Origin of the sequence: Massilia sp. Root133, assembly GCF_001426525.1 — a bacterium.
GTDB classification, from domain to species: Bacteria; Pseudomonadota; Gammaproteobacteria; order Burkholderiales; family Burkholderiaceae_D; genus Telluria; species Telluria orientalis.
The window spans coordinates 152,769-175,944 of record NZ_LMEW01000005.1; the positions used below are offsets into that span (position 1 = coordinate 152,769).

Annotated in this window: 16 protein-coding genes; 5 read left to right on the plus strand and 11 right to left on the minus strand. The window is 67.6% G+C overall.

Features of this window, described 5'->3' with window-relative positions:
• Positions 1-7 precede the first annotated feature (7 nt).
• The 3 genes from ASD28_RS06220 (at position 8) to ASD28_RS06230 (ending at position 5,496) form a co-directional block, all read left to right on the plus strand.
• Positions 8-1,255 carry a nitrate/nitrite transporter gene (locus ASD28_RS06220; RefSeq protein WP_056125421.1) on the plus strand — a complete coding sequence of 416 codons (1,248 nt, stop codon included), beginning with the start codon at positions 8-10 and terminating at the stop codon, positions 1,253-1,255.
• Positions 1,252-2,631, plus strand: a complete 1,380-nt coding sequence (locus tag ASD28_RS06225) for a hypothetical protein (protein WP_156403903.1) — start codon at positions 1,252-1,254, stop codon at positions 2,629-2,631. Before ASD28_RS06220 ends, ASD28_RS06225 begins: the two co-directional genes overlap by 4 nt.
• A 183-nt stretch (positions 2,632-2,814) precedes the next feature.
• Positions 2,815-5,496: a TonB-dependent siderophore receptor gene (locus ASD28_RS06230; protein ID WP_056125426.1), complete on the plus strand. Its 2,682-nt coding sequence runs from the start codon at positions 2,815-2,817 to the stop codon at positions 5,494-5,496.
• 6 nt (positions 5,497-5,502) lie between these two features.
• Here the strand turns inward: ASD28_RS06230 and ASD28_RS06235 are convergent, their stop codons facing one another.
• From ASD28_RS06235 to ASD28_RS06245, 4 genes are all read right to left on the minus strand, one after another.
• Positions 5,503-6,612 carry an alpha/beta fold hydrolase gene (locus ASD28_RS06235; protein WP_056125428.1) on the minus strand — a complete coding sequence of 370 codons (1,110 nt, stop codon included), beginning with the start codon at positions 6,610-6,612 and terminating at the stop codon, positions 5,503-5,505.
• 190 nt (positions 6,613-6,802) lie between these two features.
• Complete coding sequence (gene zwf / locus ASD28_RS06240; protein WP_056125640.1) at positions 6,803-8,272, minus strand: glucose-6-phosphate dehydrogenase; 1,470 nt, start codon at positions 8,270-8,272, stop codon at positions 6,803-6,805.
• A gap of 50 nt (positions 8,273-8,322) precedes the next feature.
• Positions 8,323-8,577 (minus strand): hypothetical protein, encoded by a 255-nt coding sequence (locus tag ASD28_RS30880; RefSeq protein WP_156403904.1) that lies wholly within the window; start codon positions 8,575-8,577, stop codon positions 8,323-8,325.
• Positions 8,578-9,001: 424 nt separating this feature from the next.
• The gene (locus tag ASD28_RS06245; RefSeq protein WP_056125430.1) at positions 9,002-10,045 is read right to left on the minus strand and encodes a LacI family DNA-binding transcriptional regulator; all 1,044 of its coding nucleotides are present in this window, start codon (positions 10,043-10,045) and stop codon (positions 9,002-9,004) included.
• 303 nt (positions 10,046-10,348) lie between these two features.
• On the opposite strand from ASD28_RS06245, the gene ASD28_RS31665 reads away from it, so the two are divergent.
• Entirely contained in the window at positions 10,349-10,663 is a 315-nt protein-coding gene (locus tag ASD28_RS31665; RefSeq protein WP_156403905.1) for a hypothetical protein, read from the plus strand.
• A 327-nt stretch (positions 10,664-10,990) separates the two neighbouring features.
• The gene (locus tag ASD28_RS06250; RefSeq protein WP_056125431.1) at positions 10,991-13,951 is read left to right on the plus strand and encodes a TonB-dependent receptor; all 2,961 of its coding nucleotides are present in this window, start codon (positions 10,991-10,993) and stop codon (positions 13,949-13,951) included.
• A 118-nt stretch (positions 13,952-14,069) separates the two neighbouring features.
• Here the strand turns inward: ASD28_RS06250 and ASD28_RS06255 are convergent, their stop codons facing one another.
• The 7 genes from ASD28_RS06255 to ASD28_RS06285 form a co-directional block, all read right to left on the minus strand.
• Positions 14,070-15,110, minus strand: a complete 1,041-nt coding sequence (locus ASD28_RS06255; RefSeq protein ID WP_056125433.1) for a DUF4380 domain-containing protein — start codon at positions 15,108-15,110, stop codon at positions 14,070-14,072.
• 53 nt (positions 15,111-15,163) lie between these two features.
• Positions 15,164-15,871: an ABC transporter substrate-binding protein gene (locus tag ASD28_RS06260; protein WP_056125435.1), complete on the minus strand. Its 708-nt coding sequence runs from the start codon at positions 15,869-15,871 to the stop codon at positions 15,164-15,166.
• Between the two features lie 4 nt (positions 15,872-15,875).
• Entirely contained in the window at positions 15,876-18,074 is a 2,199-nt protein-coding gene (locus tag ASD28_RS06265) for an NADP-dependent malic enzyme (protein WP_056125437.1), read from the minus strand.
• 272 nt (positions 18,075-18,346) lie between these two features.
• Positions 18,347-18,964: a flavin reductase family protein gene (locus ASD28_RS06270; protein ID WP_056125438.1), complete on the minus strand. Its 618-nt coding sequence runs from the start codon at positions 18,962-18,964 to the stop codon at positions 18,347-18,349.
• 70 nt (positions 18,965-19,034) lie between these two features.
• Positions 19,035-19,922 carry an SMP-30/gluconolactonase/LRE family protein gene (locus ASD28_RS06275; protein ID WP_200948947.1) on the minus strand — a complete coding sequence of 296 codons (888 nt, stop codon included), beginning with the start codon at positions 19,920-19,922 and terminating at the stop codon, positions 19,035-19,037.
• The gene (locus tag ASD28_RS06280; RefSeq protein WP_056125440.1) at positions 19,915-21,324 is read right to left on the minus strand and encodes an MFS transporter; all 1,410 of its coding nucleotides are present in this window, start codon (positions 21,322-21,324) and stop codon (positions 19,915-19,917) included. The genes ASD28_RS06275 and ASD28_RS06280 overlap by 8 nt, the downstream gene beginning before the upstream one ends.
• 117 nt (positions 21,325-21,441) lie before the next feature.
• The gene (locus ASD28_RS06285) at positions 21,442-23,022 is read right to left on the minus strand and encodes an aldehyde dehydrogenase (NADP(+)) (RefSeq protein WP_056125442.1); all 1,581 of its coding nucleotides are present in this window, start codon (positions 23,020-23,022) and stop codon (positions 21,442-21,444) included.
• Between the last annotated feature and the right edge of the window lie 154 nt (positions 23,023-23,176).

A 23,176-nucleotide genomic window follows, 5' to 3' on the forward strand; every position in this document is an offset into this window, starting at 1 on the left:
ACACACCATGATGGCCGACGATACCGTACCCAGGCTCGCCCCGCAGGCGCGCTGGGTCGTGTTCTACCTTGCCGTCGTCTTCGCGATGATGACGATGCAGATGTCCAGCCTGGGCTTCGCGCCCCTGCTGCCCGCGATCCAGAAGGACTTCGCGATGAGTTTCAGCCAGGTCGGCACGTTTACCGGCGTGTACGGCCTGGTGGCGCTGGTCGTCAGCATCCCGGCCGGCATGCTGGCCAAGCACTACGGCGAAAAACGCGTGATGTGCGCCGGTCTCGCCATCCTCGCCCTGGGTCTGCTCGGCCTGTCGCTGGCCGAGAACTTCGGCGAGGCGATCACGGCGCGCGCCGTGTGGATCTTCGGCTACCGTCTCGCGTTCGTCTGCGTGATGACGGCGATCGCGCTGACCGCGCCGGCGCACCTGAAGGGCAGGGCGATGGGCGTGCTGGGCGCCATGTCCTCGCTCGCGACGGTGCTCGGCGCGCCGTTCTGCGCGGAGATCGCCGTGAGCCTCGGCTGGCGCCACGCGATCATGGCCTTCGGCGGCATGGCGCTGCTCGGCCTCCTGGTGTTCGCGGGCTTCTACCGCCAGCGTCCCGAGGTGGTGCAGGCGGGGCGCGCCGCCCAGGGTGACCGCCAGGGCGCATTCTCGGCCTTCCGCATCCCCATCGTCTGGACCATTCCGCTGCTCGGGCTGTCGAACATGGGCGGGTTCGCCGCCACGTTCTTCCTGCCGGCCGCGCTGAAGGCGCAGTTCGGCATGGATGCGGCCGGATCGGCCCAGGTGATCAGCATCGCCTACATCTGCGCGATCGTCGTGAACCCGCTGTGCGGCTGGCTGTCCGACCGTCTGAACCGCTGGCTCGTCCTGGCCGGCATGATGGCGTTGAGCATCCCGGCGTCGCTCGCGATGATGTCGGATGACGTGCTGGTGTTCGAGGTCGCGGCGGCCACGCTGATCGCCTGCGGCCTCGCCACGACCAACCAGCTGTACCCGACGGTGGCGGAGCTGATGCGGGGCCGCGACGTCGGCCCGCTGATGGGCATCACGGCGCTCGGCGGCGGCATCTTCGGCTACCTGGGCCCGCAGGCATTGGGATGGCTGCGCGACTGGTCGGGCGGTTTCACGGCCGGCTGGTGGACGCTGGCCGGCGTGGCCGCCTTCTCCACCTGCCTGATGCTGTTCCTGAAAAACTACGCGGACCGCAACAATGCCCGCCTCGCGGCGCACGCGGCACGGGAGGTGACCGTATGAAGCGCATTCTCCTTTCAACCTGCGTGGCGCTGGCATGCGCTGCCCATGCCGCTACGCCGCACACGAGCACCGAGGGCAAGCTGAAGGACGGCACCCCGTACCGCATCGACATGCCGCAACACTGGAACGGCGCGGTGCTGATCGGCCTCGATTACGCGAGCCGCCCGCCCGGACCGGACGCCGACGCGCTGCTGGCGGAGGGCTATGCGCTCGCCGGCACCACGCGCCAGATCAGCGGCTGGGCCATCCACCGCGCCGCCGCCAACGCGGTCGAGACGCTCGACCTGGTCGAGGCCAGATATGGCCGGGCCGCCCTGCCGATCGAGTTCGGCCAGTCGCAGGGCGGCCACACGGCGGCCGTCTCGGTGCAGGCCTATCCGCAGCGCTGGCGCGGCGCGCTCGTGCAGTGCGGCGGCCTGTCGGGGGCGATCGGCCAGTGGCAGGGCAAGCTGGATGGGCTGTTCGTCGCCAAGGCGCTGCTGGCGCCGGATTCCAGCCTGCCGGTGACCGGCATTCCCGACGACTGGCAGACGACCGCGCTGCCGGCGTGGACCGCGATGCTCGCGCAAGCCGAGAAGACGCCGGCCGGGCGCGCGCGCATCGCGCTGGCGGCGCGCGTGGCGCAACTGCCGGCGTGGTCGATTCCCGCCAACGCGGAACCCGCGCCGGACGATCCGCAGGCACGTGCGCGCGGCCTCGCGGACAGCCTCGTGCGCGGCCTGGTGCGCCAGGCGCTCGGCAGCCGCAACCAGATCGAGAAGCTTTCAGGGGGGAACATCAGCGCCAACGCGGGCGTCGACTACGGCGCGCTGCTGGCGGCGGCCGACGCGGATGGCCTCGTGCGCGGGCTGTACCGCGACGCCGGCCTGTCCCTGGACGCCGACCTGGCCACGCTCGCGAAGACGCCGCGGCTGACGGCCGATCCGAAGGCGCTCGCGTATTTCGCGACGGGGACGTTCGACGGCGACATCGCCATGCCGGTGCTGACCATGACCGGGATCGGCGACGCCATTTCCCCGACGGCGGCGCAGCAGGCCTACCAGGACGCTGTCGACAGCGCGGGGAAGGGCGAACTTCTCCGGCAGACGTACACGCACAGCGCCGGCCATTGCGGTTTCACGCCGGCGGAGACAGTGGCGGGCGTGCATGCGCTGGTCACGCGGATCAAGAGCGGGCGCTGGCCGGATACGTCGGCGCCGGGCATGACGGCGCTGGCGCGCGCGACCGGTCTCGGCGAGGCGCGCTTCATCCCGTACGCGCCGCCGACTTTCCTGCGCCCCTACACGGCCTGCACGCTGCAGGCCACCCTGAAGTCCGCAGGCCTGCAGCCGTTCGCGCTGCCGGGCCAGACCCTGCCGCATTGCCCGGCGCCCTGAGCGCCGCGTCCTCGACGGCGCCGTCGGCTTCGCGCTGACGGCGCCGTCATTCCATTCCCGATCCCGCCCGACGTCCGGCGCACGTATCTGCGCGACGCAGAAATTTTGCGCCCCGGTGTTTACTTTCCCGACAAAATGGTTTTATAGTATAACGAATATAGAACATAACTAAACGGAGACATCATGACCCGCTCGTACTGCAAGACCCGTCAGTTCCGCATGACCGCCGTCGCGTTCGCGACCTTCTGCCTGGCCGCCGGCATCCCGGAGGCCGCGCTCGCGCAAGAGACGCCGGCCGCCGCTGCGCCGGAAAAAGTGCAGCAGATCGTCGTCACCGGCACCAGCATCCGCGGCGTCGGCGCCGTCGGTTCGCCGTCGCTGTCGATGAACCGCGAAGCCATCTCTGCCAGCGGCGCCAAGGACAGCAGCGAGATCGCCCGCCTGCTGCCCCAGGTGATCAACCTGGGCGCGGACGAGAGCCGCCTGGGCGGCGCGCAGGACGCGGCGGCCAACACGACGCGCACGTCCGGCATCAACCTGCGCGGCATCGGCAACGAGGCGACGCTGCTGCTTGTGAACGGGCGCCGCGTTGCGTCGAGCGGCGTGATCAAGTCGCTGGCGGATCCGAACCAGATCCCGGCGGCCGCGATCCAGCGCATGGAAGTGGTGCTGGACGGCGCGTCGGCGATCTACGGCTCGGACGCGGTGGCCGGCGTGGTGAACATCATCACGCGCAGCAACGTGGACGCGATCGAGACCATGCTGCGCTACGGCAGGGCGGACGGCATGAACCAGAAGATCTTCAGCCAGACGCTGGGCAAGACGTGGGACGCGGGCAGCGTGTTCGTCGCCTACGAGCACAACGACCGCGGCAGCCTGGCCGCGAACGCGCGGCCGTTCTTCTCGAACGACCTGCGTCCCTACGGCGGCACCGACCAGCGCTCCACCCAGGCCGTGCCGGGCAATGTGCTGATCGGCCGGAACATCTATGCGATCCCTGCCGGCCAGAACGGCATCGGCCTGACGCCGGCGCAGCTGGTCCAGGGCAGCGGCAACCGCTACGATGCGGGCACGGTGGGCGATTTCCTGCCGAACCAGAAGCGCGACACGCTGTATGCCAACGCCTACCACAAGGTCAACGACCGGCTGGAAGTGTTCTACGAGGGCCTGTACTCGCAGCGCGACTACCGCCAGCGCACCGCGCCGCTGGGCGCCAACCTGAACGTGCCGGCCACCAGCCCGTACTACGTGCGCCCGGCCGGGGCGCCGGCCGGCACGGGCGAAACGGTGGCCTACCGCTTCCTGTTCGACGACCAGGACCTGAACATCGGCGGGCGCGAGAACAACAGCCAGAACGCGATCGGCCTGACCTACGACTTCGACAACGGCTGGGAGATCAACAGTGCCTACTCGTACGGGAAGAACGACGCCTGGGTGCACCGCAATGGCCTGATCAACACGGGCAACGTCGGCCGCGCCATCGCCGCCGGCACCATCAATCCGTTCAGCGCCCTGGCGGGCGCCAACCCGGGCTACGCCGATTTCGCCGCGCACCGCGACCAGACCGCGACCAACAAGGACAGCACGCTGATGTTCAAGGTCGACGGCCCGATCGCCCGCCTGAATGCCGGCAACGCCCGTATCGCGGTGGGCAGCGAACTGCGCCACGTCAGCTTCGACCAGGGCCTGTGGCAGAACGTGACGACGCCGACGACCGCGGCGCGCCATTCGGAACTCCGGAACAGCCGCAGCGTGAAGTCGCTGTATTCCGAGCTGTACGTGCCGCTGGTCGGCGGTCCTACCGCCATGCCGTGGGTGAAGCGGCTCGAACTGTCGGTGGCCGGCCGCTACGAGCGCTATTCCGATTTCGGCAGCACCACGAATCCGAAGGTCGGCCTGACCTGGGCGGTGAACGACAAGGTCAGCTTCAACACCACCTACGGCACGTCGTTCCGCGCGCCGTCGCTGGTCGACAACCTCGGCTCCTATACGAACCTGTCGCTCACCAACATCTTCGTCCAGGACATCAGCGATCCGACCGCGCCGGGCGGCGTGCGCCACGGTATCTACGTCAACGGTGGGAACCCGGCGCTGAAGCCCGAGAAGGCGCGCACCTGGTCGTTCGGCGCCGACATCAAGCCGGTGCGCGGCATGACCATCTCGGCCAGCTACTACAAGATCGACTACACGGACCGCATTGACACGATCCAGGCCAACAGCGCCCTGGCGAACGAAGCGCTGTACGCGAACTACATCATCCGCAATCCGTCCGCGGCCCTCGTCAATTCCTATTTCGGCAGCCCGAACCTGCAAAGCCCGCCGGAGAATCCGGCCAATATCGGCGTCATCATCGACGGCCGGCGCAGCAATCTCGGCTCGCTCAGGCAGCAGGGCATCGACCTCGACAGCCGCTACGTCATGAAGACGGGATCGGGAGACTGGATGGTCGGCCTGAACGTCGCCAAGATCCTGAAGCTGGAGCGCTCCAGCGCGCCGGGTCTGCCGTACACGGACGTGCTGGACACGTTCGGCAATCCGGTCAGCCTGCGCATGCGGGCGTCGGCAGGCTGGAAGCTCGGGGCCATGTCGGCGAACGTGTTCGCCAACTACATCGGCAGCTACACCAACACGGCGCTCGTACCGAACACCGAGGTGCCGAGCATGACCACGTTCGACGCCACCTTGACCTATGCCGTCGACAAGGGCGTGGGCTACGGCTTCGGCGGCACCGTGCTGGCGTTGAGCGCGCAGAACCTGTTCGACCGCGCACCGCCGGTGGTGCTGAACGGCACCAGCTCGTGGGACTCGCAGAACGCGTCGGCGATCGGGCGGTTCGTGTCGATTTCGCTGACCAAGAGCTGGTGATCGCGCTTACGCGGCGGACACGTCCTTCCCGTCCAGCCAGTCGAAGATCCGGGGCCAGAGGCGCGCATGCGCGCTGCGCCCCACGAGCACGCCCACGTGCTGCAGGTTGACGCCCACGTCGCCCTCGTAGTGCAGCAGTTGCTTGCGCGGGCTGGCTGTCGCTTCGTGGAACGGCACCAGCGCCTCCGGCGGGATCAGCTTGCTGCGCGGGTCGACGACGGACAGCAGCGGCGCCGTCAGGTCGCGCGGGCCGATCGTGCGGTTGCCGAGCGCGAGCTTGCCCTGCATGAAGGCGTCGTGCCGGTACAGCGACTCGACGATCTCCGTAAACAGCCGGCCCGGCAGCGGGAATTCGTCGTGCGTCCAGCGTTCCACGCGCATGTGCGTGACGAGCGCCTGCGGGTCCGTCATCGACAGCATGCGGTCCGTCCAGCGCTCCCACTGGAAGGCCTGCGGCTCGGCCATCGCGCTCATCATGTTGAGGAACACGCCGGGTACCTGGCGGAACGTGTCCGCGATGGGGCGGGCGTGCGGCGTCGCGTCGATCAGGCGCGCGAAGCAGCTCGAGGCCGGCGTGAAGTGCAGCGGCGATTCCAGCAGGATCGTCGCGCGCACGGCGTCCGGGTGCAGGCCGCTGTGGATGGCGGCCAGGATGCCGCCCAGCGAGTGGCCCGCGACGACGACCTGGTCCGGTCCGCCGTCGGCCGCGATGGCGCCACGGCAGGCTTCCAGCAGGTGGTCGCCGTAGTCGTCGAGGCCGAAGTGGTCGTGCGTGTCGGGCAGCGCGACCCATTCGGCCAGGTAGACGCGGTAGCCGCGCTCCAGGAAGCGCCGCACGACGCTGATGTCGGGCGCCAGGTCCCAGATGTAGGGGCGCTTGATGGGGGCCGGCACGATCAGCACGGCCGGGCCGCCGTTCGGGGTGATGTCGGCCGGGGCGCCGTAGCGGCGCACGTTCAGGCCGGGTTCCGTGTGCAGGACCGTCGACGGCGTCTGCTGCGGGCCGTAGCCCACCCGTTCCAGCATCTCGCCGCGCGCCTTGCGGCTGCGGTCCATGTTCTTGAGGGCCTGCGCACCGAGCGCGCCCATCGCGGTGTTCCAGTTGCTTGCCTGCATGGCGATTCGTCCGAGGTCAGAGTGGAAGACACCGCACTCTACGCCTCCAATCCGCAGGCTCCAATCGCGCACGACGGGAAAGTCACACGCGTTTGCGGAGCGTTAAACTGGAAACGTGCACGATGCCATCGGGCTATTGTGCACGATTAAAACAGGGGGCGGCGCACGGACGCCGCCGCCCGGGTACGGCTTACTCGACCCAGCTGTGGCCGTCGCGCGCGAGCAGCGCGAACGACTCCGCCGGACCCCACGAGCCGGCCGCGTACGGATGCGGCTTCTCGTCCAGCGTCTGCCAGCCTTCGATGATCGGGTCGGCCCATTGCCACGCCGCTTCCAGTTCGTCGCGGCGCATGAAGTGGGTGAGGCGGCCGCGCACGACGTCGATCAGCAGGCGCTCGTACGCTTCGGCGCGGCGCTGCTGGAAGGCCGATTGCAGGTCGAGGTTCAGCGCGACCTGCTGCATCTCCATGCCGCTGCCGGGCTGCTTGGCCATGAGCTGCAGCTTGATCGCTTCTTCCGGCTGCAGTTCGATGACGAGGCGGTTGGCGACGGCGCCGGCAGTCTGCGGGAACAGGGGAAACGGCGGGTTGGCGAACTCGACGACGATCTTCGACGAGCGGCGCGCCATGCGCTTGCCGGTGCGCAGGTAGAACGGCACCTTGGACCAGCGCCACGTGTCGATGAAGGCGCGCAGGGCGACGAAGGTTTCCGTCTTGCTGTCCTGCGGGACGTTCTTTTCTTCGTGGTAGCCGGGCACTTCCTGGTTGCCGGAGACGCCGCGGATGTACTGGCCGCGGATGGTGTCGCGCGCGATGTCGGCCAGCGACAGGCGGCGCAGCGAGCGCAGCACCTTCAGTTTTTCGTCGCGCACGGCATCCGGCGACAGCGAGGTCGGCGGTTCCATCGCGACGATGCACAGCAGTTGCAGCAGGTGGTTCTGCACCATGTCGCGCATCGCGCCGGCGCCGTCGTAGAAGCCGGCGCGGCTGCCCACGCCCACTTCCTCGGCCACGGTGATCTGCACGCTGGAAATGTTCGGCGCGCGCCACAGCGGTTCCAGGATCGAGTTACCGAAGCGCAGCACCATCAGGTTCTGCACGGTTTCCTTGCCCAGGTAGTGGTCGATGCGGTAGATCTGCGACTCGGCGAAATGGCGGCCGACGTCTTCGTTGATCGCGATCGCGGACGCGAGGTCCGTGCCCAGCGGCTTTTCCAGCACGACACGGGCATTGGCGTCGACGAGGTTGCTCGCGGCGAGCTTGTCGCAGATGGTCGTGAACAGCGACGGCGCCGTCGACAGGTAGAACACGCGCTGTGCGGCGGCGCGCGAGGCTTGCGCGAGGGCCGAGAAGTCCGCTGCGGCCTGCACGTCCAGGCGGACGTACTCGAGCAGTTTGAGGAAGCCGTCCCACGTCTTTTCGTTGAAGTTGCTGGCCGCGATGAACGAGCGCGAGTTCGCCTCGATGTGGGCGAGATAGGCTTCGCGGTTGAAGTCCTGGCGGCCGGTGGACAGGATGCGCGTCGTCGGCGGCAGATTGCCGTGCAGGAAGGCCATGTACAGGGCCGGCAGCAGCTTGCGCATGGCAAGGTCGCCCATGCCGCCGAAGATGATCATGTCGAGGGGGAGGCCGTTGTCTGCTTCTGTCGAGTGGGTCTGCATGTTGTTCTGGATCTTGGAAGTTGAGGTGGTTGCCGGCGGCGCGTGCGGCGTCATCCCGGTGGGGACGCGGCCGGGCCGGGCAGGGCGGTACGGTTGCGCAGCGCAGCTCCCGCGGTCGGGGCGGCCTGCGTGCGGCGGGTGGGCGCCGGGCGCGCCGGCTTGTGGCCGGGCGGCGGCGCCGTCGGGGATGGCGTCGACGAGGGCGCGCCAAAGGCCGTCCGCGCGCGTCTGGCGCTGCGGTCGCGGTCCGCGTGGCGGCGTTGTGGTGTCCCGGTGGTGGCCATGTCAGCTCGTAGTCGATGCACGATCGGTATCCGGAACCCGGCAGTGGCGCGGATTGCGGCCATGCAGGTGTTCCTGGAACCGAGGATTGTACACCGGGCCGGCGCCCGTGCCGGGAATGGGTCCCGGAGGGCCGGCGGGGGCCTCATCGCCTATATCAAAAACCGATAGCAAATGGCGAATAAATGATGGGCGGGGCATGCCGCGGCGCGTTACGATGAGAGCTCGTGCGGTGGCGTGGTGGCCATCAGCACGGCCTCGACTTACTTACTCTCGATATCACTTCAGGGCGCCCGCGTGGCGCCCTTTTTTTTAGTCAATGTCCCAAAACCGGGGTCAGAGCCCGGTTTCGGGAAAGGTCTCACGGGAAGCGCCTACCGCGATGCGCATTTGCAGAAATGCTGCCGGGACATTGCCAAAAAACGGGCTCTGACCCCGGTGTCTGCCTCAGGCGCTCTCGCGCTCGACGATGGTGAAGCCGATGTCGCGCACGACTTCGGGAATGGGCGTGCCCGCGATGCGGTCGATGATGAATTGCGCTGCGATCTGGCCCATCTTGCGGCCGTCCAGGTGGACCGTCGTGAGGGCAGGATACGTCTCGGCCGCGAACGGTTGGTCGCCGAGGCCGACGACGGCCAGCTTGCCGGGGATGTCGATGCCGAGCTTGTGCGCTTCCGTGAGCACGCCCAGCGCGACCATGTCCGAGCTGCAGAACACGGCGTCGATGTCGGGATGGTCCGCCAGCAGCGCGCGCAGGCCCGCGCGGCCCCCTGCCGCCGTGCCCGGCGCGGAGATCGTGTGGAAGGGGACCGAGCCGTCCGGCCCCTGCATGTCGAGCCGCACGGCCGCCTGCACGTACGCGCGGTTGCGGCGCTGCGCGCGTTCGTCCGACGCACTGATTACGGCGACGCGGCGCCGTCCGCGCTGGTACAGGAATTCGGCCACCGCCTGGCCGATGTCCTCGTGCGAAAAACCGACCAGCATGTCGGCCGGCGTGGGCGTCAGGTCCCATGTCTCGACGAGCGGAATGGCGCTCGCCTGCAGCCGGCGCCGGCCCTGCGCCGAGCGCATGATGCCGGCCAGGACGATGCCGTCCGGGCGGCGCCCGATGATCGCTTCCAGCAGCTCGTCCTCGCGCGAATTCTCGTAGCCCGACTGGCCCAGGATCAGCTGGTAGCCGGCCGCGGCGAGGTTCTCCGTCAGCGCCTGGACCGTATCGATGAACACCGAGCCCGCGATGGTCGGCAGGATCGCGGCGACCATCCGGCTCTTCGTCGACGCCAGGCTGCCCGCCAGCAGGTTCGGCACATAGCCCGTCCGCTCGATCGCGGCGCGCACTTTCTGCACGAGGTCGGGCGACACCTTCTCCGGCGAGTTCAGCACGCGCGACACCGTGATCGGCGCCACGCCGGCCACGCGCGCCACGTCGACGAGCGTGAGGCCGCCTTTCGTGCGCCGGGTCCGCTTGGGCGGTTCGACCGGCGCGTTCATGCGGCCTCCGGGCAGCCCGACAGGGCGCCGCCGCGAATACGATTCTGGAACTTCTGAAAATCGATCATGTCTTTAATTGCGATCTTCTCGTTGAATTGGATCGCATATCGAAATAAATAGCAGCGACTCTAAATGCTCGGCTGGATGGCGACAAGATACCACTGCATTCCGTGACCGATGCGAAATGGGGAGGGATAAATGTTTTCATCAACGATTCAAAAATTTAATTGATTGCGCTACCAGATTGTATCGCTGATTGGGTCTGTTGCAATAAAGCGATATATAGGACAAACAGGGCATTTCATGCGCAAGTTTGACTTCCATGATAGCGCTACCTTGGTTACCCTCGAATCATACGGCCGAGTTCATGTGCTGAACCTCCTGAATCTTGTTCTCATCTGCGTGCATCAGCATCGCGTTGGCCGGGGGCGGGTGCGGCCTGATGGCGGCATCACGGGGCCGCGCCGGCTTTTGTCTGGTGTGCCCCTCGATTGCGCCCTTGATGGAATGCGATTTAATCGTGCGCGGCCTGCATGGCTGTTGCGAATTCAGGACGAATTGCTGAGCTATAAACTTTCAGCATACTTTTCTGTAAATAAAGAATACCTGCGATGTTAGCGTGCAACAGTGATGTTATGGGGTTTGACAAAAATCACAGTAAATCTCTACACTCATGAAAACGATTACAAGACCATAACGACTACATCGCCAACGCAATCAATAAAGCGTGGAGACAAGAATGCCGACCTCATCCAGCCGTCCTCATTCCTTCCGATCCGGGCGCCATTCCCGATCCGTTCCGACCGTCGTCCCGGCAGCGCCGCGTTACCGCGCAGCGTAATTCCCATACCGTTTTCGCGGCCGCCGCAGGGCGGCCGCTTCATCCGCCGTCGTAACCAGCTCCGCCGTGAAGCGGAGCATCAATTAGAGAGCACAGGAGACACCATGATTCGATTCAAGAGAACCGCGATCGCCGTCGCAGCCGGCCAGATCGCACTGCTTGCCAGCGGCTATGCGCTGGCGCAGACCGAAGCGGGCCAGAACGCTTCCGGTTCCAACGTCGTCGTCGTGACGGGCCAACGCGCCGCGCTGCAGTCCGCACAGAAGCTCAAGCAGAATTCGGACGAGATCGTCGATTCGATCGTCGCCGACGACATCGGCAAGCTGCCGGACCGTTCGGTGACCGAGGTGCTGCAGCGCGTGGTCGGCGTGACCATCGACCGCACCATGTCCAAGGGCGACCCGGAACACTATTCGGTCGAAGGCTCGGGCGTGAACGTGCGCGGCCTGTCGTACGTGCGCTCGGAATTGAACGGCCGCGACTCGTTCTCCGCGAACGGCGGCCGCTCGCTCAACTTTGAAGACGTGCCGCCCGAGCTGATGGCCGGCGTCGACGTCTACAAGAACCCGTCGGCCGAACAGATCGAAGGCGCGGTCGGCGGTCTCGTCAACCTGCGCACGGCGATGCCGTTCGACTTCAAGGGCCGCAAGCTGGCCGTGTCGCTGGAAGACACGTATTCGGAACTGAAGCGCGGCAAGCGCCAACCGTCCGCCTCGTTCATGTTCTCGGACCGCTGGAAGACCGGCTTCGGCGAAATCGGCGCCCTGGTCGACTTCGCGTATTCGGAAAGCGGCACGCGTACCGACGCCTTCCAGGTCGAGCCGTACTATCCGCGCTCCGACGTGGTCTCCGGCAAGACCGTGTGGATCCCGAAGGGCTCGCAATGGCGCACGCTGGAATTCGACCGCAAGCGCAGGGGTACCTACGGCGCGCTGCAGTGGAAGAAGGACAGCTCGCTGAGTTCCTCGCTGACGTTCTTCAAGTCGCGCTACAAGATGCACTGGGACGAGCAGGCGATCTTCGCCCAGTCGAGCCCCTACAACATCCAGGTCAGCAAGGATGCGACGTTCAATTCGAAGGGCGCGCTGCTGACCGGCACGCTGACCGATCCGGCCGACGGCGGCATCAACTTCGGCGGCGACACGCGTTCGGCCGACCGCACGTCGGAGACGACGGACGTGTCGTGGAACCTGCGCTGGCGTCCGAACGACCGCTGGACCATCAGCACGGACCTGCAGCGCATCCGCGCCACGACCAGCAGCTTCGACTCGACCGTTGCCACCGGCGTGCAGATGCCGAGCGAGACGATCGACCTGCGCGGCGACGTGCCGTCCCTGTCGTTCACGGACGCCGACCGCGCCTATCTCGCGAACCCCAACAATTACTACTGGGCGTTCACGATGGAACACCAGGACCGCAGCAAGGCCGGCGAATGGGCGTGGCGCACCGACGCGAAGTATGACTTCGACCACCCGGTGCTGCGCGACATCCGTTTCGGCGTGCGCCTGACGGACCGCGATTCGCGCAACGAGAATTCGAACCCGAGCTACAACTGGGCGGCCATCACCCAGACGTGGCAGGTCGGTCCGACCAACACGCTGTCGAGCCTCGCGTACCTGGGCGATCCGCGCTTCAACAACCAGGTGCAGGTCCACTCGTTCAACAACTTCTTCAACAACAACACGTCGGTGCCGGCACTGGTCTTCCCGGCCGTCGCGCTGACCACCGGCTACCCGGCCTCGTACGCGCAGCTGCACACGTATCCGAATATGCTGTGCAACAACGGCACCAACAATTGCACGTCGTGGAACCCGGCCACGTTCGGCACCGATCCGGCCGGCGTCAACGACCAGAAGGAGAAGACCGGCGCGCTGTACTCGCAACTGCGCTTCGGCTTCGACGACCTGAAGTACCCGGTCGACGGCAACATCGGCCTGCGCTACGTGAAGACCGACATGACAGCGCACGGCTACACCGTGTTCACGCCGAGCAATTCGACGGGTGCCGGCATCCCGCAGTTCACGGCGTTCTCCCAGAAGCAGGACTTCAGCAACAGTTACAACAACGTGCTGCCCAGCCTGAACCTGCGTATGAAGGCGAGCGACGCGCTCCAGTTCCGCTTCGGCCTGTCGACCGGCATCTCGCGCCCGGACTTCAGCGACCTGCAGGGCTACACGACGCTGTCGCAGAACGTGGACAATTCGAGCGGCCTGATCACTTACACGGGTAACGGCACCGGTAACCCGAACCTGCGTCCGGTCCGGTCGCACCAGGTGGACCTGACGGCCGAATGGTATTTCGCCAAGACCGGTTCGCTGACTTTCGGCCTGTTCAACAAGCAGCTGAAGGACGTCATCATCAAGCAATCGTACGGCTACGACCTGGCGGACAACACCGGCAAGTCGTACACCTTCACGACGACCGGTCCGGTAAACGGCGCGGACGGCCATGCGCGCGGCGCGGAGATCGCGTTCCAGCAGTACTTCGACTTCCTGCCGGGCTGGCTGTCGGGCTTCGGCGTCCAGGCGAACTACACGTACGTGGACAGCAAGACGTCGCTGCACCAGCCGGTCCACTCCGTGTACTGCACGGGCGGCAACCTGGCGACGAACTTCAACCTGAACCTGAACGGCTGCGATACGAACGGCGCCACGTTCGGCGACCTGCCGCTGATCGGCCTGTCGCGCCAGTCGTACAACCTGGCGCTGATGTATGACCAGGGCAAGATCTCGGCGCGCCTGGCCTGGAACTGGCGTTCGAAGAACCTGCAGAACGTGAACGTCAACGGCACCAGCGGCGGCGACGGCACCGACAGCAACCCGGCCAGCCCGACCTTCGGCCAGCACAACGTGGCCTGGGCGCTGCCGACATGGGCGGACGGCTATGGCCAGCTGGACGGCTCGATCTTCTACAACGTGTCGGACAGGCTGTCGGTCGGCGTGGAAGCGCAGAACCTGACCGACTCCAAGGCACGCCAGCTCATGCAGCAGAGCACGGGCTTCATGGGCCGTGCATGGTTCGTCTCGGGTCCTCGTTACACGGCCAAGATGCGTTACAGCTTCTAACCGCGTAGCGTCGTTAACGCAAGATCCGTCGCCCCTGCGAAGGCAGGGGCCCAAGTTCTGCAGGCATCTCGTCAGCGCATGCAAGATTGGGCCCCCGCCTCCGCGGGGGCGACGTTATTCAGAGTCCGTCGAGGCCCAGTTCCTTTGCATGCGCCCGCAGGAACGCCACCTGCGCCGCACGCGTATCCGGCCCGCCGTAGGGCAGCAGGGTCCACTGCTCGGACGCCAGCATGTGCCGGCCCGGTGCCAGCGTCACGTACGGCGCGTGCACCTCCATCTCCATCAATCCCTTCTCGGGCGCTTCCGGCTGCCAGTCGTTGTACAACTCGATCTGGCCCTGGTCCGGATGGATGGCCGCGCGCGGCTGGTGCGCGAACTGGATCACCAGCACCTGGCCTCGATGAAAACCCGCCATCCAGCCGGCCGACGGCTGCAGCAGCATCTTGCCGTTGCGGTGCGGCTGGCCCTTGCCCGCGGGGAAGGCGTCCAGCGAGAACAGCCCGTCCGCCAGCGTCCACGTCAGCGGCACCATGTCCGGCTTCGGTTCGATGGCCTGCTGGCGCACGTCCTCGCGGCGCGCGACGGGCACGTACACGCGCGTGTCGCCATGGGCGCGCGTGTTGAACCAGATGTCCCACGCCACCTGCGTCTTGCACGCGTTGGCCGCGTCGACGTCCATTCGCAGGCTGTGCGGCTTGCCCGCCACGAGGCTGTAGCGTTTCACCAGCTGCAGGCCGTTCACGGGACTGGCCGGGCTCGCGAGCGTGATGGCGTCGGGCCGCTTCTCCTCGATCTTGTAGCGGGCGAGGCTCAGCCACGGATCGGGCGGCCACGGCAGGCCGGCGCGCGCCGGGTTCACGTCCTGGTGCGACCACCATTCCTTTTGCGGACCGACCCAGATCTCGTGGCCGAGCCAGCCGACGTTGTCCGTCGTTCCGCCGATGGCGGCATGCGGATCGCCGGCGGCCAGGTCGCTCTTGATGAAGCTGGGTTGGCCCGCCAGCCCGAACGACAGCAGCCGGCCGCCGATGGCGTCGGTGACGGTCGCGCGCACGCTGCCGCTGTCGAGGGTGTGGACGGGAATATCGGCCGCTTGTGCTGCGGCCGTGAGGGCGCAGGACAGGACCAGCGCTGTTGCGGTTTTCGATGGTGTGGGCATAAGCTGTCGGGCTGGGTGTGAAATCGGTTTCAGCTCGACAGCTTAGCAAAGAATTACCCCGCCGGGGCGACCGATGCGCCTTCGATGCCGTGGCGTGTCATCGCCTCGGCCACGAAGCCGCTCGCCTTCATCTCTTCGACGAACGCGGCGAGCGCGGCAGCCGCGTGCTCGCCGCGCGATTTCGGCCCGCCCATCGCCTGGCGGATGACCATGAAGCGGCCATCCAGCAGGCGCAGGCCGGGCCGGGCCCGCGCGTCCGCTTCCAGCTGCTGGCGCACGCCCGCCGCGACGTCCGCGCCCAGTTCGAGGAACGTGGGCACCACGGCGGGCGAGGACGGCGCGCGCACGATCTGCGCCTGCCGGAGTTCCCGGGTCAGGAACAGGTCATACGCACTTCCTTTGCCGACGACGACGCGGTGCACCGCCCGGTCGACGTCCTCGTTGGCGCGGATCGGTGAATCGTCCTTCACGAGGTAGCTGCCCTCGATCAGCACGTACGGCGCCGTGAACGCGATGTCGGCGCCGCGCGCGGGATCGATGGCGAAGAAGCCGATGTCCGCGCGCTCGGTTGCGACGGCGTCGACCGACTTGCCGGCCGCGTCGACGACCACGAGCTCGAGGTCCACGCCGAGCCGCCGCGCGAACTCGCGCGCGAGGTCGACGGAGACGCCGCCCGCGCCGCCGTCGCCGGCCGCGTGCGCGAGGATCGGGTTGCCCAGATTGATCGCGGCACGCAGCTTGCCGCCCGGCGCGAAGTTCATCCTGTCAGGCCTCGGCCACGGCCAGCGCCGTCATGTTGACGATGCGGCGCACGGTCGCGCTGGGGCTCAGGATGTGCACGGACTTCGCCGCGCCCAGCAGGATCGGACCGACGGTCACGCCCTTGCCCGACGTGACCTTCAGCACGTTGAACAGGATGTTGGCGGCATCCAGCGACGGCATCACGAGCAGGTTGGCGCTGCCGCCGAAATCGTCCTTCGACTGATAGATGCGGCGGATGTCTTCCGACAGCGCGGCGTCGCCATGGACTTCGCCCAGCACCGGCAGTTCCGGCGCCGATTGCGCGAGCAGGGCGCGCGCGTCGCGCATGCGCTGCGCGGACGGGCGCTGCGACGAGCCGAAGATCGAATGCGACACGAGCGCCGCCTTCGGCTCCAGGCCGAAATGGCGCATCTCCTGCGCGGCCAGCTTCGTGATCGCGGCGAGTTCCTGCGCCGACGGGTTGTCGTTGACGTACGTGTCGGTGATGAACAGGGTCATCTTGTCCAGCACGAGTGCGTTCATCGCGGCCAGCACGTCGGCGCCCGGCGCGAGGCCGATCTCGTTCTTCACGTGCGCGAGGTGGGTGTCGTAGCTGCCCGTCATGCCGCAGATGAGCGAGTCGACCTGGCCGGCGTTCAGCAGGCGCGCGCCTTGCAGCGTCGTGTCGCCTTCCGCCTCGACCAGCGTGTAGTCGACGCCCGCCTTCAGGCGCAGGCCGGACTGCTTGATCGCCTTTTCGACGTCGCCCGCGCGGCCGATCAGCACCGGCTTGGCGATGCCTTCGTCGACGAGGGTCTGCACGGCGCGCAGCACGCGCGGCTCGCTGCCGTCCGCGAACGCGACGCGCTTCGGCGCGGCCTTGGCCTTCGCGAACACGGGCTTCATGAAGAAGCCAGTGTGGTAGATCATTTCGCCCAGCTTGTCGCGGTAGGCGTCCATGTCGGCGATCGGACGGGTGGCGACGCCCGACGCTTCCGCGGCCTTGGCGACGGCCGGCGCGATGGCGGCGATCAGGCGCGGGTCGAATGGTTTCGGGATGATGTAGTCGGGACCGAAGTTCAGGTCCTGGCCGGCGTAGGCGGCGGCGACGGCGTCGTTGGCTTCCGCCTCGGCCAGGTCGGCGATCGCGCTCACGCAGGCGAGCTTCATCTCTTCCGTGATGCGGGTGGCGCCGCAATCGAGCGCGCCGCGGAAGATGTACGGGAAGCACAGCACGTTGTTGACCTGGTTCGGGTAGTCCGAACGGCCGGTCGCGATGATGCAGTCCGGACGCGCGGCCTTCGCCACTTCCGGACGGATCTCCGGTTCCGGGTTCGCGAGGGCCAGGATGATCGGGCTGGCGGCCATCGTCTTGACCATGTCGCCGGTCAGCACACCCGCGGTCGAGCAGCCGAGGAACACGTCGGCGCCGTCGACGATGTCCGCCAGCGTGCGCGCGTCGGTCGCCTGCGCGTACCTAGCCTTGTTCGCTTCCATGTTCGCTTCGCGGCCCTGCCAGATCACGCCCTTCGAGTCGGCGACGTAGACGTTCTGCTGCTTCACGCCCAGGCTCACCATCATGTCGAGGCAGGCGATGGCCGCCGCGCCGGCGCCGGACGCCACGAGTTTCACCGATCCGATGTCCTTGCCGACGACCTTCAGCGCGTTGAGCAGCGCGGCGCTGGAGATGATGGCGGTGCCGTGCTGGTCGTCGTGGAAGACGGGGATGTTCATCCGCTCGCGCAGCTTCTTCTCGATGTAGAAGCACTCGGGCGCCTTGATGTCTTCCAGGTTGATGCCGCCGACGGTCGGCTCCAGCATCGCGATCGCATCGACCAGTTTATCGGGATCGTTCTCGGCCAGTTCCAGGTCGAACACGTCGACGCCGGCGAATTTCTTGAACAGACAGCCTTTGCCTTCCATGACGGGCTTCGAGGCCAGCGGGCCGATGTTGCCGAGGCCGAGGACCGCGGTGCCGTTCGAGATCACGGCGACGAGGTTGCCGCGCGAGGTGTAGTCGGCGGCGGTGGCGGGGTCCGCGGCGATTTCCTCGCAGGCGTAGGCGACGCCGGGCGAATAGGCGAGCGACAGGTCGCGCTGGTTCGACAGGGGTTTCGTGGCGACGACCTCGATCTTCCCGCGTACCGGACTGCGGTGGTATTCGAGCGCGTCGGCGCGCAACTGGGTGTCTTTAGCCTCGTTCAGGCTGCTTTCGGTACTCATGATTTCTCCTATGCCGCTGTGCGCGGACGATGTTATGGATGCGTTGCGGCCATCCGGCGCACGGCAGGGACCGTGCGGGGAGGCAGGCCGGGACATCCGCCGCGCCCGATCCGGCGGCGGGTGGTGGTGCGCCGCCGTTGCCCGCACGGCGTGGTGGCCGGGGCAGTGCGCGCGCTCCTGGCGCGGGCGCGGACGGGGCGCCGTGTCCACGGCGATACGCGATCATACGTGATCGCGGGCGATGTTGCCTACTTCGCCAGATATTCCGTATATCACTGTGGCCTGAACATCCGGAACAGTTGCTCGGGACCGACCTCGAAATAGTCGGCCGGCCCGCCGCCGCGCAGGATGTGGCCGGCGTGCGCGGTGTCGTACACACCATCCTTCAGCAGCGCGCGGGCTATGTGCACGCCGACGACTTCGCCCAGCACGAGCCAGCTCGGCGCCGGCTGCCCGTCGGCGTCCTGCAGCCGGACGACTTGGGTGAGCTTGCATTCGAACGAGACCGGGGTTTCCGCCACGCGCGGCACGCCCACGAGGCGCGACGGGGCGGGCGTGAGGCCGGCCAGCGCGAATTCGTCGACCTCGGGCGGCACCATCGCGCAGCTGGCATTCATGCGGTCGGCGAGGGCGCGCGTGGCCAGGTTCCAGCAGAACTGGCCCGTTTCCTCGACATTGCGGACGGTGTCCTTGTAGCCGATGCTGGCGAAGCCCACGATCGGCGGCGTGTAGTTGAATGCGTTGAAGAAGCTGTACGGGGCGAGGTTCGGGATGCCGGCGCGGCTTTTCGTGGAGATCCAGCCGATGGGGCGGGGGCCGACGATGGCATTGAAAGGATCGTGCGGCAGGCCGTGGCCGGCGCGTGGTTCGTAGAAATGGATGTCGTTCATACAAGCACGATACCGCATCGGCGTCATCCGTGCAGGCGCGGGGCGTTCGCGACGCCCCGTGCCCACGCGTTCAACCAGCAAATGCGATTTCCGGCACGCCGGCAACTCCCGGCCGCACGAGCAGCACTGCGCCCGCCAATGCGTCGTCTTCATGCCCCGGCTGCACGATCGACGTGATCAGCAGGGTATCCAGGTCCGGCCCGCCAAAGCAGGGCATCGACGGCTTCGCGACCGGCAGCTTCAGTTCCCGATCCAGCTTCCCGACCGGCGTGAATCGCAGCAGGCTCGCCCCATCATTGCCCGCGACCCAGTAACAGCCGTCGCTGTCCATCGCCGCCCCATCCGGCCGGCCCGCGTACGCGGCCATGTCCACGAGCAGCCGGCGGTTGTGCGGTACGCCCGCGTCGACGTCGTAGTCGAACGTCCACACGCGCCGGCGCGTCGGGTGCGAATCGGACAGGTACATCGTGCGCCCGTCCGGCGACCACGCGAGGCCGTTCTGGGTGACGAGGCCGGAGACTAGCGGCGCCGACAGGCCCGCGCCGTCGTAGCGGTATAGACGCCCGAGCGGCAGCGCGGCCGCCATGTCCATCCACATCGTGCCGCTCCAGAAGCGGCCCTGGCGGTCCGTGCGGCCGTCGTTGAAGCGCATGCCGGGCGCCAGTTCGGGCGGCGCGGCCAGGCGCTCCGCCCGTACCGTGCCGTCGTCCTGCAGGTCGACGGCGAAGATGCCCGTCTCCATGCCGGCGATCAGGCCGCCCGCGGCGCGCGGCGCGATGCAGGCGACCATCTCGGCCGCGGTCCAGTGGCGCGTCGCGCCGGATGCATGGTCCAGGCGCCAGATGCGGCGGGCGGGGATGTCGACCCAGTACCACGCCTGCTCCTCGGCGTGCCAGACGGGGCTTTCGCCCACGGCGCAGCTGACGCCGCGCACGCTTTCCACGATCGCGTCAGGCATGCGCCAGCTCCTCGGGCAGGCGGACCATGTCCTGGGTCGGCACGAGCACCTTCATGATGCCCCACGCGGCAAGGTAGGCCAGCGCGCAGAACGTGAACATGATCATGTAGCCCGTCTGGATCTGGCCTTGCGCGCCGTAGTAGTCGAACAGCATGCCGCCGATCTTCGTCACGAGCACGCCGCCGATGCCGCCCGCCAGGCCGCCGATACCGACCACGGAGGCGACGCAATGACGCGGGAACAGGTCCGACGTGATCGTCAGCACGTTGGCGGACCACGCCTGGTGGGCGGATGCGCCGACGCCGATCAGGATCACGGGCACCCAGTAGCCCAGGTGGCCCAGCGGCTGCGCCAGCAGCACGACGAGCGGGAAGAACGCGATCAGGAGCATGGCCTTCATGCGGCTGTCGTACGGCGCGCTGCCCTGGCGCATGAAGCGCGACGGCAGCGCGCCGCCGCCGATGCTGCCCACCATCGTCATGCTGTACAGGACGGCCAGCGGCAGCACGAGGTCCGACGTGGCCATGCCGTATTTGTCGGTCAGGTATTTCGGGAGCCAGAACAGGAAGAACCACCAGACGCCGTCCGTCATGAATTTGCCGACGATGAAGGCCCACGTCTGGCGCAGGCCGAGCAGGGTGCGCCAGCTGGGGGCGGGGCCGGTCGCCGCCACCGGGGCCGACCCCGCGTCATCGCTGCGGATGTACTCGAGTTCCGCGCGCGACAGGCGGCGCTGGCGTGCGGGTTCGTCGAACAGGACCGCCCAGAACACGACCCACAGGAAGCCGACGGCGCCGATCCAGACGAATGCGGCCTGCCAGCCCCAGATGGCCGCGATCACCGGCACCGTCAGCGGCGCCAGGATCGCGCCGATGTTGGCGCCGGAATTGAAGATGCCGGTCGCGAACGAACGCTCGGACTTGGGAAAGTATTCCGCCGTGGCGCGGATCGCGGCCGGGAAGTTGCCCGCTTCGCCGATCGCGAGGATCGTGCGGGCGATGATGAAGCCGAGGACGGAGGCCGGCACAGCAAGCCCGAGCAGCGATTTCAGGCCGTTGCCCAGCTCGATCGAATACGCATGGGCGATGGCGCCGGCCGACCAGATGACGATAGCGAGGACGTACGCGGTCTTGGTGCCGAGCCGGTCCACGACCCGGCCCGCGAACAGCAGGGCGATCGCGTAGATGAACTGGAAGGCGGCGGCGATGTTGGCGTAGTCCGTGTTGGACCAGCCGAATTCCTTCGACAGCGACGGCGCGAGAAGGCTCAGCACCTGGCGGTCGAGGTAGTTGACGGTGGTGGCGAAGAACAGCAGCGCGCAGATGGTCCACCGGTAGTTGCCGCCGGCGGGCCGGGCGGCGGGGCTGGCGACTGCGGCGTCGCCGGTGCGGTTGCGGGTCATGGTCAGGCCTTGTCTATGGTTTTTGCTGACGATCGCTGGCCGGCGTCTCCTCCGGCCATTGCGGGCGGCCGGCACATCGTACCAGCCGCCCATGGGGCAATGCGGTCTACTTCATGATCATTTCGCGAGCTGCAACGTGCCGTCGACCATGCGCGCGAGACCCAGGGGATTGTCGTCGCGCAGGGATTCCGGCAGCAGTTCCGGCGGCACGTCCTGGTAGCACACCGGGCGCAGGAAGCGCTCGATGGCGGTGGCGCCGACGGACGTCGAGCGGCTGTCCGACGTGGCCGGGAACGGGCCGCCGTGCACCATCGCGTGCGACACTTCGACGCCGGTCGGGAAGCCGTTGAACAGCACGCGGCCGGCCTTGCGCTCCAGCGTCGGCAGCAGGCTGCCGGCCAGCTCGCGGTCGGCGGCCGTCGCATGGACGGTGGCCGTCAGCTGGCCTTCCAGGTGGCGCGCCACGGCCAGCATCTCCGCTTCGTCGCGGCAGGCGATGACCAGCGACGCCGGGCCGAAGATTTCTTCGTCCAGCGCCGGGCTGGCGATGTACGTGGCGGCGTCGCAGGCGTACAGCGCCGCCTGCGCGGCGCAGCCGGTGCCTTCGGCGCTGCCCTGGCCGACCAGCTGCACGCCCTCGATGCCGGAGCGGCGGCCGACGGCGTCGACATAGGCCTGGTGGATGCCGGCCGTCAGCATCGTGCCGGCGCCCTTGGCAGCCAGCGCTGCGGCGGCCGACGCGCTGAAGGCGTCCAGGTCCGCGCCGGCGAGGGCGATGACGAGGCCCGGGTTCGTGCAGAACTGGCCCACGCCCATGGTGAGCGAGTCGACGAACGCGCCGGCCAGTTTCGCGCCGCCCGCGGCGAGGGCGCCCGGCAGCATGAAGACCGGATTGATGCTGCTCATTTCGGCGTAGACGGGGATCGGTTCCTTGCGGGCGTTCGCCGTGCGCACGAGGGCGAGGCCGCCCTGGCGCGAACCGGTGAAGCCGACGGCCTTGATGGCCGGATGCGCGGCCAGCGCCTGGCCGGCCACGCGGCCTTCGCCGATCAGCATCGAGAACACGCCGTCCGGCATGCCGCAGTCTTCGGCCGCCTGGCGCACCGCCTTACCGACCAGTTCCGACGTGCCGAGGTGGGCGCTGTGCGCCTTCACGACGACGGGGCAGCCGGCCGCCAGCGCGGATGCGGTGTCGCCGCCGGCGACGGAGAACGCGAGCGGGAAGTTGGATGCGCCGAACACGGCGACGGGGCCCAGCGGAATCTTGCGCATGCGCAGGTCCGAACGGGGCGGCGTGCGCTGGGGCAGGGCGGAATCGAGCGTCGCGTCGAGGAAGTTCCCGTCGCGCACGACCTTGGCGAACAGGCGCAGCTGGTTGCACGTGCGTCCGCGCTCGCCTTCCAGGCGCGCCGTCGGCAGGCCCGATTCGGCGGAGGCGCGTTCGATCAGCGCGGGGCCGATGTCCATGATGCGGTCGGCGATGGCTTCGAGGAAGCGCGCGCGCAGTTCCAGCGGCAGGTTGCGGTAGGTGTCGAAGGCCTGTTCGGCGAGATTGCAGGCGGCGGCGACGTCGTCTTCCGTCGCGAGGCCGAATTCCGGTTCCATCTGGGCGCGCGTGGCCGGGTTGAAGGCGCGCGTGGTGCCGGCGCTGCCGCGCACGACGCGGCGGCCGATGATCATTTCACCTTGAATCGTCATGTTTTCTCCTTGCTGGTTTCGGGAACGTCGACAAACCTGCTGCGTTGCACTGTCGTTGCGGACGGCGAGTCCTGCGATGCTCGCTGTACTCTCGTACAGCTGCGCTTCTCGAACAACATTGCCGCCGCTCGCGACGGTTTTTCGAGGTTCCCTG